The following is a 14,351-nucleotide window of genomic DNA, read 5'->3' as shown; positions in this document are numbered from 1 at the left end:
GTTGTCGCTATATCGAATGACGGACAGATACTGCGGCCCGTCAGTTGGACCTACATGTTTTCACCACTAGCACTGCGCCAGGCACCAGGTTTCTTATGAACACAACGCGCCCACTACCGGCACACGATGTCACCCGTTCCGATCACCCCGAACCTGTTCGGCCCGCAGAAGACAATCTGTTTCTGTCAGCGCCTATTCCCATCCTGATCGAGGACTGGTCGCGCATCTATCGGGCCATCAAGAATCTGCAGGCATCGGGCATCACGAGTATCGACAGCTATTTCGACGAACATCCCGAAGCCGTGTCGCAACTGCGTGCGCTGCACTCGTTCGTCGACGCCAACGATGCGGTGGTCAGTCTCTTCGAAGCGCAATCGAGGGACCAGTTCTTCGAACGTGTCAAGGTTCTGTTGCCGGCCGACCGGATCAGCAACAGCGCGGTGTTTCGTGCCATGTTCGAAAATAAGACTGCATGTCAGGGCGAACGCACGCTGATCACATTCGCGGGGCGCGCCGTGCCGATTGTCTGGCGCTGCTCACTGCCAGAAGACGAGGAAGGCTATCGGCGGCTTCACTTCTACGCGTTCGACGTCACCGAGCAAAAGGAAAATAGCGATAGGCTCGAGGCTATGCGCGCAGAAATGGCGCGAGCCTCCCGCGTATCGCTATTCGGTGAAGTATCGGCGTCGATCCTTCATGAGATCAGTCAGCCATTGTCGGCCACCCGTGCTTCCGCCGATGCTTCGTTGCGCTGGCTTACACGCGACCCGCCAGACGTCGGGGAAGCCGTCGCTGCAATCCGAGATGCCGCGCGCTGGGCGCGTGACGCAAGCGAGATCTGTCGTAAGATTCGCGGCTTTGTCGGAAAGGTGCCCGTGCAATCGGTACGATTCCCGGCGGTGGAATCGGTGAATGCCGCGCTGTTCCTGATAGCACCCGAGGCAAACGCAAAAGAGATACGTGTCGTCAGTGATGCCGATCCCGAGGTCCACGTGTTCGCCGACCCGCTCCAAATCCAGCAGGTGCTTGCAAACCTGTTATTGAACGGAATTCACGCAATCGATTCGGGCCCATCCAGCGGACGTACACTCGCGGTAACCGTCAAGCCGGGCGCGAATGAAATCGTTTTTGAGGTGCGCGATACCGGCCCGGGCATCGACCCGACCCGGATCGATGCACTTTTCCAGCCCTTCTTCACGACCAAGGCCGACGGCATGGGCATGGGCCTGCCTGTCGCGCGCTCCATAGTCGAGGCGCATGGCGGGCACATCTGGGCACATAGTGAGCCTGGCCTGGGCACCTGCTTCGGCTTTACATTGCCGACCCGTTCCGACTCTTCGCAGCTAACCGGTTGACACGCGCTCCGGCTCCTGCGACGGCTGCAACGGATAGCTTCGCCACTTCGTCAGCAGAAGTTGTGCAATCACGGCGCAGGTCGCTGCAGCCATCACGTACCATGCACTCGCGAGCGCGTTGCCGCTCCAGCGGGTCAGAGTGGATGCGACGAGCGGCGCCGTACCGCCAAAAAGTCCGACACCTGTCGCATACGCGAGCGAAAGGCCGGTTGCGCGGTGGTCCGGTCTGAACTTTTGTAGGATCAGCGCGATTGTCGGGCCTCCGCCGAGCGCGGACAGGCCCGCAATCAACGCAATCATGAGCATCGACACGATCTCCGAATGATGCGAGACGGCGACGGCGAAAGCGGGATAAACGACGAGCGCGGTTGCAGCGCGCGATACGATGATCACGGCATTCAAGCCAACGAAGTCTGCAAGCGCGCCTCCCGCCATCGACGCCGCCACCGTGATAGCGCCCGTGACGCCAGTCGTGACAAACGACGCAGTAGCAGAGGGTGCCCGTCCACTCAGGCCGAAGCTCGTGACGTAGATCACGATGTAAGTCGGTACCGTTCCGCCCAGGATCAACAGCGAGGAAAGGACCAGCGGCATACCGCAATCGCGTGCGCCTATCTTGCTGGCAGCGGTGCGTTTGACAATTGCGGCGGGCTCTCGGATCGATTTGCGCAAGAACAGTTGAATCGGGACAAGGACCGCGCCTAGCGCAAACGGCAGGCGCCAGCCCCAGTCGAGAAGCAGCGACGCCGGTAGCGCAATGGATAGGGCTAGCCCGCAGATGCCAGCGGCCATCATCGCGATGCCTTGTCCTGCCATCTGATAGCCACCGTACAGGCCAGTTTTTCCCGCCGGACTGCGCTCGATCAATAGCGCGCTCGACGACCCCATCTCTCCGCCAATTGCCAGACCTTGAAGCATACGGAACGCGAGGATCAGAAATGCGGCCGATACGCCGATCGTTTCGTACGTCGGCGTGACGGCTATTCCGATCGCGCCGAGCGTGATGAGCGTTCCAGTCAGCAACATTGCAGGTTTGCGCCCGCGCGTATCGGCATAGCGCCCGATGACAACGCCGCCCACCGGTCGCGACAGATAGCCCACCGCAAAAATGACGAAGGGTAGTAAGGCGCTATTTATTGATGCCCCAGGAGGGAAAAACGCGCGCCCGATATAAGCGGCGAGCGTGGTGTACATGAAGAAGTCAAAGAACTCGAATGTGTTCGCGGCCACGAGAGCCCATGTCTGTATTCTGCCGAGACTGGAGCCAGCGACTGCAGACGACGCCTCTCCTAGTTTGCCGAATTGCACATGCACGCTTTGCGGGTGAATATCCATACTCGGTTCTTTTATGTAACGGTGTCTAACGCGTAACCGGCATTTGCACGCCGATCGCTTCGGATTTCCGAACCAGATCGGCAAGCGAAGAAGCCTTCATCTTGCGCATCACCGAAGCGCGATGCAGTTTGATGGTAATCACGCTAAGCCCGAGGTAGGAAGCAATCTGCTTGTTCAGTGCGCCGCTTATTACATACGAGAGCACCTCGCGCTCGCGGCGCGTCAGAAGGGCGAAGGATTGTTGCAGCTGGTCGCGCACGTTGCTTCGAGTTCGGCGCTTGTCGTCGGAGGATAAAGCCGAGTTGACGGCGTCGATCAGTTCCTGGTCCGCGAAAGGTTTGACCAGAAAATCGACCGCGCCGCCCTTCATAGCCGCACGGCACACTTGCACGTCGGCAAATCCTGTCATGAATACGATTGGGATGGGTGGACGGCTCTCGGTCTGCTGCTGGAATACCAGGCCGCTCTCGCCGCGCAGGCGAACGTCAAGCAGCAGACAGCTCGCGACATCTTCCCACTCAGCCGCCCGGAACTCGGCGGTGCTGGAAAATGCCACCACGCGCAACCCAACGGATCGCAAAAGCGTGTCGAGCGACGCGCGCATCGCTGGATCGTCGTCGACTACGTATACGACGGGTGTAGCATCGGCGTTTTCTTCCGCGTCTAGCATTTTCGGGCACCACAATCTTCGTCAACTGGGGATTGTATTGACTAAGAAAGCTGGTGGCGGGACGTAGTTCCCTCCTTTTGTGCCATGTTGTGTGGAGACTGCAAGGAAACCCTGCCACGCGCTTCAGTCGGTGCCCGTGACATCCGACTCGGGCCGGACCTGACGCCGCAACGCCTGCGGAGGCTCCCCGTACATGCGGACAAACGATCGCCGCATGCGTTCAGGATCTGCAAAGCCGGTCTCCCGAGCGATCGTGTCGATAGTCCAGGACGAACTCGTCACCAGGTCCCTGGCCGCTTCGACCCGGATCCGCTCGACCGCTTTGGCAGGAGACAACCCAGTCTCGTCCTTGAAGCGCCGCGTGAACTGACGCTTGCTCATCTTGGCCATGTCCGCCAGTTTCTCGACGGCCAAGTCTGCGCTGAGGTTCGCGCGTACGTGCGTGATCACGTCATGGATCCGGTTCGTGCGCGCCGGATGCTCGAGCAGCACGGACGATTGCGGCTGCGATCCAGAACGTCGCCATCGTTCGAGGACCATGTCTTTCGCTACCTGCAGTGCGGCATCGGCGCCGAAATCTTCCTCCAGCATCGCAAGCGCCATATCGACGGCCGTACTCATGCCAGCCGAACTCCAGCGCGCGCCATCACGCACGAAAACAGAATCTTTCACGACCGAGACCGCCGGGTAACGGTCTCTCAATCGGTCGATAAAAGCCCAGTGCGTGGTCGCGCGTCGGCCGTCGAGCAGGCCCGCTTCCGCTAGCAGGAACGCGCCGAGGCAGATAGACGCCATTCGCTCCGTCCGGTTCGAAAAATGCAGCAGTAGCTCGCGCATGCGGTCGCTAAGCGGCAGCGTCGCAAGAGAGGCGCCTACAAATACAGTGTGATAGTCAAGCGCCTGAGCTGGTTTAGTCGAGGCCTGCATGCCGAACGACGCTTCGACTGGCCCTCCGTCTTCGGAGATCACGTTCACTTCATATAAAGCTCGTCCCGCTCTAATGTTAGCGATTTCAAACACAGACAATGCAAGCAGACTCACCACCTGAAACTGTGGTACGACGACTAGTCCGACGCGACGCATACAAGCCTCATGCGAAAAGCGCCGACGAGTGAGTCGACGACGCTGAAAAAAATAATGGAAACACACCGCCTTGGCCGCAGCATGGGTGCCGGGTAGACTGTGATGCTACAGGAAAGCCGTCATCGATCCACCTCGCCAAATTGAAAAGGCCTTTGGGTGCGTTCAGCCGATTGTCGACAATTCTACCTGCATGTGTGAGCGTCACATTTTGGCCGATCGCTGTCTGACTCAAACAGCATGCTCGGACCGAACCTTGCGAGACCGCGATCAGCAGCAAGCGACCCTAAAGAGACTCTCGACAAAATCGACCAGACGTCCGCACGATCACCGGTAGCCGACATTCGACTCAGCCACGGCAACTGCATATTCGCAATCGATTCCCCTTGCAGAACGCGCACGACTAGGCTTCCGTCGGCGTATCGGTCACAGTACGTGTAACAGTCCCGCAGTGTTCGTACACTGAAATCGCACGTCCCATCACGATGATTCAGGGTCGCGCGACGCCGCATATTCCTATGTTGAGACCTTATCGATCGCGTCAGTGCGGACTTGCGCGAACCGTCATCTCTCGTCGACACCCTTTGGGATAAGGGCTCTGCTTGATCAAGGGCTTGCCCTTGCTGCTCAAGTGCAGGCCTGCGACAATCACGCGGATTTCGCCAACTGCCTGAGGGCCGGGCCCGCATGGTCAAAGAACCGGCGAATCCCTGAACAGAGATAGTTCAAGCCAGGTTGACCGTCCGGGCTCCGCACAAAGCGATTCTTCGGACACTCGCCCCAGCACAGATTCAGATGCTTGCACTGTCGACAAAACGCAGGGAGAGCATTTCGTTTTGCATAGCCGAAGTTCTGCTGGTCCGTTGAAAAGGCCATCTCACCCAGATGCCTCTCGCGGATGTTTCCCAGCGAGTAGGCAGGGTAGACATAATGGTCGCACGAGTAGACCTCACCATCGTGCTCGATCGCCAGTGCCTTACCGCAAAACTGGGCGGTCACGCAGGTTTGCGCGGGCCTGCCCAAGGTCTGTACGACGGCCGTCTCGAACAGGTTCACAAGAACACGGCCCACATCCTTTCTGTACCACTCGTCGAAGGCTCGCGAAAGGAAATAGCCCCAATCGTCCGGATCGACTGACCACTCGGTCACCACAGAGTCTGGCTGCCCCGGCTTTGCCGCTGCGCTTCCCAGTATCGGCATCGACTCTGCTGGCCAATGCTGTGGTGCGACGTTATGGAAATTCTTCGGTTCCACGCAGGGAATAAACTGGATGTAGGTCGAGTCGATTTCGTTACGCAAAAACCGGTAGACATCCACGGGCCGCTTCGCATTAACACGGTTGACGACGGTGAGCGTATTGAATTTTATCCCATGCTTTTTTAGCAGACCGATCCCACGCATCACATTATCGAAAGTCGGCTGCCCCTTCCGGTCCAATCGGAAAGCATCGTGCAATTCACGCGGCCCGTCGATACTGACGCCGACCAGGAAGTCATTCTCCTTGAGGAACTCGCACCATTCGTCGTTGAGCAAGGTCGCGTTGGTCTGAAGATCATTCGAGATCCGGCGGTTCGCGGGGGTATGCCGCTTCTGAATCTCCACGATGTCGTGGAAGAACGCAATGCCGAGCATCGTCGGCTCACCACCCTGCCACGAAAATATGATTTCGTCGCCGTTCTGCGCTTCGATGTACTGTCGGATATAGCGCTCCAGCATGGACGGTTCCATTCGACGACCACGATGCTGGCCCAGCAGGTGCTCCTTGTGCAGGTAGTAGCAATACGTGCAATCGATATTGCAGGTCGAGCCAATGGGCTTGGCCATCGCATGAAAGCGTCCTTTCTGCTCAGGCGGGGCCGGCTCTGCTTCAGACGATCGCGCCGGGTAGAAGATCACCGGCTGTCCAGCGTTCACGTCATGGATGTCCTGCATGGGTTGGCTCCTGAGATCAACTTTGGGCAGTGCGTGCGTATCGTGGCCGCAGGCAGTCAGTGGTAAATACAGCGCGAATCGGTAAGGTCGGTCATTGCGGCGATCGCTGTCCTTGAAGCGGGGCATACACCGTCTTCCAGTCCCGCTTCATGCTGACAACCACCCAGCCGCGTGCAACGGCTTGGTCCCACGCCTTGTCGAGCCGTGCAATTGAAGATTGGCGGTCGTAAGCGAACTCGCGCTCGGGGTCGTCATGATGCACCAGCAGGGCAAGCGTTTCGCCGGGCCCGCCGGCTGCGTATTCGAGCATTTCGCGATCGCCATCGGAATTGCCAACCGCGAGGATCGGACGCTTGCCAATCGCGCGAAAAATGCCGACAGGTTTGCGCGGTCCGTCGTCGACAAAATCAAAGCCTGGTTGACGTATCAGCACGGGTTTGCCATCACGGACTTCGTACTTCAACTTCTCTTCGGTGCCTACCACCTGTTCAGGCGGCACGCCGTACGCTTCGGTCACCCACACGCGCATGAATTCGGCCGTACCGCCGGAAACGATCCAGATCCTGAAGCCGTTCGAACGCAGCAGATCGAGCAGTTCGAGTTGCGGCCCATAGACGAGTTCGGGATAGGAGCGGTTCAGCGTCGGGTGTTTCGCACTGGCCAGCCATATACGGATGGACTGGTCGTATTCGTCGGTCGTCATGCCGCTATTGGCCACACCGATAATCTGCAGGAGTGCTTTCCGGTTCTGCGCGAGCGCGGCCGTGTCGTGCGCGACAAGTGCCTTGAATGCTGGATTGCTCTGCCACTCGGGGTGTCGTGGCGCGGCGGCCTTCACCTGCTCTATCATGAACGACAACTGGAAAGGCATAGGCTGCTCGCTCCAGAGCGTGCCGTCGTTATCGAAGACCGCGATGCGTGCTTCGGGTGCCACGTAGGTCGTTGATCCCTTCCGAGTAACGTCGCCGATGAACTTCAGAATAGCATCCCGTGCAGCGCCGTCCTGCCACGATGGCAATGCTTTCGTCGATAGCTCTCCTGAGAGCGCCGGCTGCTGTGCATGCGCCATCGCAGAATCCGCTGACGGCGCTTCGTGGCTGACACACGCGCTCATCGCCGCGCATGCGCATAAGATCAGTCCCGTCAGATGACGCGACGCATGCCGTGACCACGTGCGATGTTCGATGATACGCATTGTTATCCTCAGCCAGCTGAAGGTATCAGCTCGCGCATTGCCACCCCTGGACAATCGGAGGGCGCTCCGATTGTCCAGCACGTTCAGCTGATCAGTTTCCAGTTGGCAGCGGGATGTTGAAGCCATTCTCTTTGAGCTCGTCCCGAATGTATTTGAACCGTTCGTACTGTGTGAGAGTGATCGGCCCGGAATACCCTTCGCTTTGCAGCTTGCGCGGCGGATACTTGATGTAGGTCTGCATCAGACCCTTGACCGCGGCATTGAAGGTAGGAAGTGTCCAGGTGTGCTCCGTATAGTTGTTCATGAAGATGTCGTAACGCTCCTGAGGGTCCTGATACAGATCGAATACTTGCGGAACGGTGGCGACGTAGCTCTCCGGTCCCTTCCAGCCGAGATTGGTGTCCACCGCCAGACCGCCCGTATCTTTGCCTCCATCGCCGCGCAGGTTGAACACCGCCTTGAACTGTCCGACCCGCACGGCGCCCGGCGTCAGCTCGTTCTCGGTAAAGTAGAACCACGCATTGCGCTTGCTTTTGCCCGTACCGAACAGCACGGGCGACATGTCGAAGCTGTCGAAGACGATCGGTTTGCCTTCACGATCATTTTTGGGCAAATCTACGCCCGCCAATGCTGCAAAGGTCGCCATGCAGTCGAGACCACCCAGGATGTCGAAGTTTCTCGTGTGCGGTTTGATCTTTCCGGGCCACCACGCGATGGCAGGAACACGTGCCCCACCTTCGCGGTCGGTCCCCTTGGTGCCGCGGAAGGGGGTGTAGCCCGCATCTGGATAAACGTCCTGCCAGGCGCCGTTGTCCGTCGTGAAGAATACGAGCGTATTTTTGTCGAGTCCTTTCTCGCGAAGCTTGTCCATGATGTGACCGACACGCGCGTCCAGTTCAACCAGCGAGTCGGCGTATTTGGACTTCGACAAAGACTTGCCGATGTAGTCGGGATCGGGCATGTTCGGCTGGTGGACCTTCATGAAGTTCACGTTGATGAAGAAAGGCTGTCCACGTTGGGCGGCATCGTCGATATCGTCGAGTGCGGCTTTCTCGATGTATCGATCGACAAACGGAATTCCGACAATTCGTTTGTCTGGCTCATTTTGATACTGGCCGTTCAGCTTGAAGTCTTCGTGAGGCTTTTCACCCGCCTTGCCGGAGAGCATGCCTGTTGTCACCTTGATGAACAGGTCGCGGGTCTGCTGATCCATCTCAGGAAACCATTTCGGATCTGAATACGTGTACGCATTCAGGTGATACAGGCCAACGTACTTCATATCGTCGTAGCCCTGTGCATTCGGAAGGGCGTAGTCCGCTTCGCCGAGGTGCCATTTACCCGTGAAATACGTGCTGTAGTGCGCAAGTTTCAGCACGGAAGCGAGCGTCCATTCCGCATGAGGCAGGCCGCCGCCTTGTCCCTGGAATGCCACGGTTGTCATGCCGCTGCGATTCGGATTGCGGCCGGTCTGAAGGGCCGCCCGGCCAGGCGTGCAACTCGGCTGGCCATAGAAGTCAAAAAATGTCATGCCCTCGTCAGCCAGTCTGTCGAGGTTGGGAGTCGGGATACCTCGCCCCTCACCGCCGCCGTACGCTCCGAGATCGCCCCAGCCCACGTCGTCGCCCACAATCAGCACAATGTTAGGCCGCGTGGGCTGCTGCGAATCCGTTTGTGCCTGGCCGCTTATCGCAACGCTCAACAACGCGGCGGCCACCAAAGCGAAAGGCGCGCGTTTGATCGGCCTGGCAGGCGCCACGAAGTATGTTTCAGGTTTCATCTCACATATCCCTGAGTTTCAATTGACAGGTTTCGACATTCCTTCTGCGCGACGGCATGTTCGCCACTATTCATTTTTTGCCTGGAAGGCAGTGCAGCGCTATAGGTAGTTAGGGCAAGCCAATTGCCCCTTCGGGCAATACCAGATTCGTACCTTTTCTTTCACGTAGATGACCACTACATTGGTGTGTGCAGATGCCGGGCAATACGTCATCGACTTCCCCGGCTGGGACGGTAACGGACATTCACTTGTTATGACGACGCTCGTCCGTCGCAAGCGGGTTTCGCATGAGTAGCCGCCTGTCAAAAGAGAGGATTGGATCGTGAGCACGCTGCCGGGCAAGATCAAGCACGAAATCATGAAGGCGATGCCGCCCACTGTGTTCTTCTTTTTTATTCTTCATGTCGTGTCGCTGATCCGTAGCCTGATGGTAAAAGGCACCGGCTTGTCGATCCCTACTACAACATCCGTGCTGATCGCCTCGCTCATACTGGGAAAATCGGTTCTGGTCGCCGATATGCTGCCTTTTATCAACCGTTTTCCCGATAAGCCGCTCATCTGGAATGTGTCATGGAAGACTCTGATGTATGCGATCGTCGCGCTCATCGTCCACTATCTGGAACGGCTATATGAGTACTGGAAAGAAGCCCCGAATCTGATCGTCGCCAATCATGCGCTGATGGCAGACATAAGCTGGGCGCGTTTCTGGGCAATCCAGATCCTGCTTGTGACGCTGATTCTCATGTACTGCGCAATCGCGGAACTGGCGCGGGTGATCGGCCGCCACAGGCTCAAGACCATTTTCTTTGGCCCCCTCCCTGCGCCTCATGAATAGCTGGTCGCGAGTGAATGGGCCTGATGACTTGCCGCCATCTCGCATCGTGGCTGCGACGTGCCCGGCGCGCGAATTCACCGGGAGCAATGCATGCAGCAACTCTTCAGACATCCCCTCATTCTGCTGGTCGCTTCCTTCGCATTGATGGCGCTGGCCGCCTGGTTCGGGAACTCCGTCCTGCGAAAGAGATTTACGCTCGACGAAGACTCGCGCGACGACTTCAGGATTGTTCAGTCCGCCACGCTGACGCTGCTTGCGCTGGTCATTGGTTTCAGTTTGTCCATGGCGGTAGGTCGCTACGACCAGCGAAAGAATTACGAAGAGGAAGAAGCCAACGCCATCGGGACGGAATTTATCCGAGCGGATCTTTTGCCGGAAAGTACAGCCGCCGCAATCCGCGCGGACCTCGCCCGGTATCTCGACCTGCGAACCGAGTACTACCAGACTCGGGACGCACTGCGCGTCGCGCAGATCGATGCTGCCACCGCGGATCTGCAAGGCCGGTTGTGGACTTCGGCCAGAAGCGGCGCTGTTACCCAGCCCACTCCGGTGGTTGCCCTCGCGGTGGCGGGCATGAACGACGTGATCAACACACAAGGTTACACACAGGCGGCATGGCTCAACCGTATTCCCTTAGCCGCCTGGATCATGATGCTGCTGATTGGCGTGTTCGCCAATGTCCTGGTGGGTTACGGAGTGAAGAATTCGAGCGGCAAAAGCCGCTTCCTGCTAATCATGCCGCTGACCGTGTCGCTTTCGTTCATGCTGATTGCAGACATTGATAGCCCTCGCAACGGCATCATCCGTGTGATCCCGCAAAACCTGATTAGCACCGCGCAGTCTTTGCACAAGCCGTGATGCCGTTGGCCATTTCATCCGCGACTATATAGGCTATCGCAGCGAATGCTGCACTGCGATGTCAACAGCGCATGGCGATTATGCGGTCTGCGAATAGACGATCTGCTCTGCATATTAGGGGAAAACAGTAGTCTTTAGCAGACAATTAACTGACAAAAGCTAGTCGGATGGCGAAAGGCTCTGGCATAGTTGCCACGACGTCCAGTCCTGTCAGAGTCATGAAAGAGGAAAGCGCCCCGACGATCGTTGCGGCAGCCCGCGGGCGGCGAGTCTTCCCGCAGGCTCGCATTATGCGTTGCGTCTTTTTAGTCATGCTCGGCTTTTGCACGTGCGCCAATGCGGAACACACGTGGCGGGTGGTCATTCTGCCAGGTGCGGACCTCACGCAGCCAGCGGCCCAGGAGCAGATTCGCGCGATACGCCATTCAATTGCTGCTGCCGCTCCGGCCGGTGTGGAGTTTTACACTGACTCACTCGACGACTTGCGATTCGACAACGCCGAATTGATGCCAAGCTTTCTCGCGCTCCTGAAGCGGAAATACGAGCATAAAAAGGTCGACGTCGTCATCGGGCTGGCAGACTTCGCACTCGACTTTACCAAGCGCTATCGCGACGAGATCTGGCCGGGCGCACCCGTCGTCATCTCCAGTGTCGCGGACAGCCGGCAAAAAGATATTCCTGCGGCTTTCGCCTACGTGCCGACCTATTTCGACGTGGATGGGACTCTCGGGTTAGCGGAGACCCTGCAACCGGGCGCGCGGCGTCTCGTCATCGTGTCTGGCACGGCGAAACTGGACCTCCGGTTTGCGCAGCGCGCTGCCGATACGGCGCGTGCTCGCAGGTCGCGGCAGTGGTCTGTCGATGTGTGGAGCGGTCTGACCGTGCCCGAACTGCAGCAGCGCCTTGCCGCGCTCGACCGTGATACGGCCGTCCTCTATACGACGATGTATCGCGATCGCACCGGTCGCACCTTTTTCCCCTACGAGGTTGTCGAGCCGATGGCAAAGGTCTCTGGCGCGCCCATATATGGCTGGTATCCCACCTATATGGGTCACGGGTTGACGGCGGGTTCGGTGGTCAGCTTCGATGCCAATGGCCGTAACACCGGTGCGCTCGCGGCATCGATTCTGCTCGGCAAGGCACCCCGCCAAGGTGCCGTCTCATCGGCCAGCGTGTCTCACTGCATGGCGGACCTCGGGATGATCGACAGATTCGGGCTACACGCAACCGGACTGCCCGATGGTTGCGAGTTGATCAACGCGCCCCCTTCGCTCTGGCGGGAGTATCGGGTAATCGTGCTCGGCGCCGTTGCAGTTGTTTTGCTGCAGGCACTGACCATTGCGGCTCTGCTGTGGCAGCGCAAGCGCCGCCGGATCGCCGAGGATGAAGCGACACTGCGATCGGACGAACTGGCTCGCGCGGCACGGCTCGCTTCAGCGGGTGAACTGGGCGCATCTGTTGCACATGAAATCGGCCAGCCGCTAGGCGCGATTCTCAGCAATGCGGACGCGGCCGGCATGATGCTCCAAAACGGGCCCGAGGAGGACGAACTTCACTCTATCCTTGCGGATATACGGCGGGACGCGCTGCGCGCAAACCAGGTGGTGCAGCGACTCCGGGCCTTTCTGCAAAAGCACACGCTCGACCTTGTCCCACTCGACCTCAATTCGACGTTCGACGAAGGGCTGGCCTTGCTCGGTCTGGAAGCAAGACGCAGACGCATCGCCGTCGAGTCGAATCTCGCGGCGCAAGACGCCTGCGTGCTAGGTGACCGCGTGCAACTTCAGCAGGTGCTTGTCAATCTCGTCATCAACGCAATGGACGCGATGGAGGCCACGCCCCTCGCGGAACGCATTGTCGCCATCTCGACCCGGGTGGCGGGAAAAGGCTACGAGCTGATTGTCGCCGACTGCGGGCATGGCATTCCGGCAGATGCCACGGAACGGCTCTTTGACTCGCTGTACACGACCAAATCGCAGGGCATGGGACTTGGACTTTCGATTGTGCGCACGATCGTCTCAACGCACGGTGGACGGGTCTGGGGCTCGCCTCGAGACGGCGGCGGCAGTGTTTTCACCGTGTGGCTTCCCGCGGTCGACGGACGCACGATCTCGTCAGTTCTGACCGAGTTCAACACATCCACCGAAAAGGCCGCCTTGAAGGCTCGGCCGATGACACAAGGAGGACAATCGTGATCCACCATGCCGGAGCCGTCATCCATGTCGTTGACGATGATCCCGCCATGCGCACCGCCTTGACGCGACTACTGACTCAAGCGGGGTACACGGTGAAGGGCTACTCGAGCGCCGGGGAATTCCTCGTCGCAGACCTTGACCCGTCGCGAGGCTGCCTGCTGCTGGACCTGGAGCTGCCCGGCCCGGGCGGACTCGAATTGCAGCACGCACTGCAACGGCTGGGCAGGCAGATGCCAATCGTCTTCATCAGCGCGCACCGGGATATTCCCAGAACAGTGATGGCGATCAAGGCAGGTGCATGCGACTTCCTCGTCAAGCCGATCGAGGCGCAGACTCTGTTCGCCGCGATAGACAATGCGCTCGCAACCGCAGTCGTTGTTCCTTCTCCGGCTGAGCCAGGCAGACCGGCCGACGCCCACGATCTGAACGCGCGCGAACACGTGGTGCTGCGCGGTATTGTCGCTGGTCGCCTTAACAAGCAGATCGCCGCGGAACTGGCTGTGAGCGAACGAACCATCAAATCGTGCCGGGCCGAGCTCATGCGCAAGCTGCACGCCAATTCGTTCGCCGACCTCGTGATACTGGCTGAGCCAATTGTTCGCGCACACGCCTCGAATTGAACCCGGCTTGCCCCAAAGGGCAACCGGATTGCCCCATGCCCTGATAGCGCCGGACCTTGGCTCACGCGAAACTTGAGGCACCAGACCTTGGCGGGCAATGAACCATACCAGAGAGTTGATCGTGATCGTCGAAGACGACGCCGGCATGGGTCGGGCATTGCAGCGCCTGTTGCACGTGTCGGGCTTCGACATCCTGTTGTTCGGCAGCGCTGAAGCGTACTCCGGCGCGAACTGCATGCGCGCACCGTACTGCCTTGTGCTGGACGTTCAACTGCCCGGTATTTCAGGGCCCCGACTCTACGAGCAGCTCGGTTATCGTCGTCCGCCAGCCGTGTTCATCACGTCGCATGACAATCCGGAAACGCGTAGCGCCGTCGCGTGCGCTGGCGGCCTGGAACTGCTGATCAAGCCGTTTGTAGCCAAAGATCTTCTCGACGCGATTTCGCGGGTAGCACCAGGCGGCCGGCCTCCGTGACGATCGCACTCCGAATATGCCGGC

At 58.9% G+C, this 14,351-nt stretch carries 12 protein-coding genes; 6 read left to right on the top strand and 6 right to left on the bottom strand.

Translation table 11 applies throughout. The annotated features are described in order from the left end of the window. The first annotated feature begins 95 nt into the window (after nucleotides 1–95). Nucleotides 96–1,355 carry a sensor histidine kinase gene (locus B0G73_RS12315; RefSeq protein WP_106281039.1) on the top strand — a complete coding sequence of 420 codons (1,260 nt, stop codon included), beginning with the start codon at nucleotides 96–98 and terminating at the stop codon, nucleotides 1,353–1,355. Here the strand turns inward: B0G73_RS12315 and B0G73_RS12310 are convergent. The 6 genes from B0G73_RS12310 to B0G73_RS12285 all read right to left on the bottom strand — a co-directional run bounded on the left by B0G73_RS12310 (nucleotide 1,344) and on the right by B0G73_RS12285 (nucleotide 9,344). Continuing rightward, on the bottom strand, nucleotides 1,344–2,690 hold the full coding sequence (locus tag B0G73_RS12310) for an MFS transporter (RefSeq protein ID WP_106281037.1): 1,347 nt from the start codon (nucleotides 2,688–2,690) through the stop codon (nucleotides 1,344–1,346). The two genes, B0G73_RS12315 and B0G73_RS12310, sit on opposite strands and share 12 nt — an antisense overlap. 25 nt (nucleotides 2,691–2,715) lie before the next feature. Continuing rightward, entirely contained in the window at nucleotides 2,716–3,360 is a 645-nt protein-coding gene (locus tag B0G73_RS12305) for a response regulator transcription factor (protein ID WP_106281036.1), read from the bottom strand. Between the two features lie 123 nt (nucleotides 3,361–3,483). Then, on the bottom strand, nucleotides 3,484–4,443 hold the full coding sequence (locus tag B0G73_RS12300) for a GlxA family transcriptional regulator (protein ID WP_106281034.1): 960 nt from the start codon (nucleotides 4,441–4,443) through the stop codon (nucleotides 3,484–3,486). 645 nt (nucleotides 4,444–5,088) lie between these two features. Beyond that, complete coding sequence (locus B0G73_RS12295; RefSeq protein WP_258193288.1) at nucleotides 5,089–6,498, bottom strand: anaerobic sulfatase maturase; 1,410 nt, start codon at nucleotides 6,496–6,498, stop codon at nucleotides 5,089–5,091. Further along, a complete protein-coding gene (locus B0G73_RS12290) occupies nucleotides 6,464–7,567 on the bottom strand; it encodes an HAD family phosphatase (protein WP_106281030.1) in 1,104 nt (367 codons plus the stop codon). The genes B0G73_RS12295 and B0G73_RS12290 overlap by 35 nt, the downstream gene beginning before the upstream one ends. A 91-nt stretch (nucleotides 7,568–7,658) precedes the next feature. Continuing rightward, nucleotides 7,659–9,344, bottom strand: coding sequence for an arylsulfatase (locus B0G73_RS12285; RefSeq protein ID WP_106281028.1), 1,686 nt, complete (start codon nucleotides 9,342–9,344; stop codon nucleotides 7,659–7,661). Between the two features lie 322 nt (nucleotides 9,345–9,666). Between B0G73_RS12285 and B0G73_RS12280 the strand changes: the two genes are divergently transcribed. The 5 genes from B0G73_RS12280 (at nucleotide 9,667) to B0G73_RS12260 (ending at nucleotide 14,327) form a co-directional block, all read left to right on the top strand. Next, nucleotides 9,667–10,179, top strand: a complete 513-nt coding sequence (locus B0G73_RS12280) for a hypothetical protein (protein WP_106281026.1) — start codon at nucleotides 9,667–9,669, stop codon at nucleotides 10,177–10,179. A 90-nt stretch (nucleotides 10,180–10,269) separates the two neighbouring features. After that, the gene (locus B0G73_RS12275; RefSeq protein ID WP_106281025.1) at nucleotides 10,270–11,037 is read left to right on the top strand and encodes a hypothetical protein; all 768 of its coding nucleotides are present in this window, start codon (nucleotides 10,270–10,272) and stop codon (nucleotides 11,035–11,037) included. A 218-nt stretch (nucleotides 11,038–11,255) separates the two neighbouring features. Further along, nucleotides 11,256–13,232 carry an ATP-binding protein gene (locus B0G73_RS12270; protein ID WP_181196536.1) on the top strand — a complete coding sequence of 659 codons (1,977 nt, stop codon included), beginning with the start codon at nucleotides 11,256–11,258 and terminating at the stop codon, nucleotides 13,230–13,232. After that, complete coding sequence (locus tag B0G73_RS12265) at nucleotides 13,229–13,852, top strand: response regulator transcription factor (RefSeq protein ID WP_106281021.1); 624 nt, start codon at nucleotides 13,229–13,231, stop codon at nucleotides 13,850–13,852. Before B0G73_RS12270 ends, B0G73_RS12265 begins: the two co-directional genes overlap by 4 nt. A 97-nt stretch (nucleotides 13,853–13,949) precedes the next feature. After that, entirely contained in the window at nucleotides 13,950–14,327 is a 378-nt protein-coding gene (locus B0G73_RS12260) for a response regulator transcription factor (protein WP_106281020.1), read from the top strand. The last annotated feature ends 24 nt before the right edge of the window (nucleotides 14,328–14,351 follow it).

This window comes from Paraburkholderia sp. BL25I1N1 (assembly GCF_003002025.1).
Classification (GTDB): domain Bacteria; phylum Pseudomonadota; class Gammaproteobacteria; order Burkholderiales; family Burkholderiaceae; genus Paraburkholderia.
Note: the sequence above shows the minus strand (reverse complement) of the source record. Positions and strands in the feature narration are given on the sequence as shown.